This window comes from Moorena sp. SIO4G3 (genome assembly GCF_010692305.1).
GTDB lineage: Bacteria > Cyanobacteriota > Cyanobacteriia > Cyanobacteriales > Coleofasciculaceae > Moorena > Moorena producens_A.
This window is the reverse complement of record NZ_JAAHIG010000738.1, coordinates 1-1,333: the sequence shown is the minus strand read 5'-3', so window position 1 is coordinate 1,333 and position 1,333 is coordinate 1. Positions and strand designations below refer to the sequence as shown.

The 1,333-nt window shown below is 44.8% G+C and carries 1 protein-coding gene and 1 pseudogene; one reads left to right on the top strand and one right to left on the bottom strand.

Annotation, left to right across the window (positions count from 1 at the left end; all coding sequences use genetic code 11):
- The first annotated feature begins 10 nt into the window (after positions 1-10).
- A complete protein-coding gene (gene petA, locus F6J99_RS45060) occupies positions 11-955 on the top strand; it encodes a cytochrome f (protein WP_293123951.1) in 945 nt (314 codons plus the stop codon).
- Between the two features lie 118 nt (positions 956-1,073).
- On the opposite strand, the pseudogene F6J99_RS45055 reads toward petA, so the two are convergent.
- Positions 1,074-1,333, bottom strand: a pseudogene (locus F6J99_RS45055) (hypothetical protein); the annotation flags it as partial.

Here is a 1,333-nt window from a genome sequence, read left to right as displayed (position 1 = left end):
TGGCAAGGGGATGATTGCCAGAGCTATCGTTTTGGTTGTGGCAGCTGTGGCGCTTTTCTTTGCCAGTGATCTGGCAGTTCCCCAGTCAGCTGCTGCCTATCCCTTCTGGGCACAGCAAACTGCTCCACAAACCCCTCGTGATGCCACTGGTAAGCTGGCTTGTGCTAATTGTCACTTAGCACAGAAACCGACAGAAGTGGAAATCCCCCAATCGGTACTGCCAGATTCTGTATTTGAAGCTGTGGTTAAGATCCCCTATGACCTAGAGGCACAAGAGGTCTATGGTGATGGTTCTAAAGGTGGCTTACAGGTCGGTGCCGTGGTGATGTTACCGGAAGGTTTCAAGATTGCTCCTCCTGACCGGATTCCGGAGGAAATCAAAGAAGAAACCGAGAACATTTACTACCAACCTTACAGCGAAGACCAGGAAAATATAGTACTCGTTGGTCCTCTACCAGGTGAGGAGTATCAAGAAATTGTGTTCCCAGTTCTCTCTCCTGACCCTAGAACTGAGAAAGATATCTATTTTGGTAAATACCAGCTTCATGTCGGTGGTAACCGGGGACGGGGTCAGGTTTACCCCGCTGGTAACCTTAGCAATAATAATGCCTTCAATGCCTCTGCCACTGGTGAAATTACCAAAATTACCTTTGAAGAGTATGTTGGCTACGACGTCACTATCAAGACAGCAGACGGCGAGACTGTAGTTGATACGGTTCCCCCTGGCCCAGAGTTACTGGTTGCTGAAGGAGATAAAGTAGTATCAGGACAAGCTCTGAGTACTGATCCTAATGTTGGTGGATTTGGTCAAAGGGATGTAGAAGTCGTCTTACAAGACCCAGCTCGGATTAAGTGGTTGATGCTTTTCATCGGCGCAATTATGCTATCTCAAGTGTTGCTAGTTATTAAGAAGAAGCAAGTTGAGAAAGTCCAAGCTGCTGAAATGAATTTCTAATATCAAGTGGCTTGTTTAGAGGTCACTATTGCGATAGTTATTAGTTAAAGGTTGACAGTTGATGGTTGTAGGGATGTATAGTTGTTTCTCTTGACTATCAATGGTCAACCTTTGTTTATCACACCTGTTGATCATCCAATAGTGGTGGATCATTGTGCAACTTGTTTGTCAGTAAAACCACTTGTTTTCTAGAGTTACGCCAATGTCTAAGGGCTATAAAGGTTTCGAGAATTGGCTGCAAGCAACGCTGGGCATCTTCATAACCACGCTCTTTGAGTTCTTTGATGCGTTCAGGGCTGAAGTCTAGCAAACTATCAATGAAACCGATAACTGGCCTATTCGATTTATTGATTTGTTGTTCTGGTCTAATTTCAATGA

Excerpts from the sequence above, each read along its gene's own strand:
- petA (WP_293123951.1), top strand. The coding sequence starts at position 11 with ATGATTGCCAGAGCTATCGTTTTGGTTGTGGCAGCTGTGGCGCTTTTC.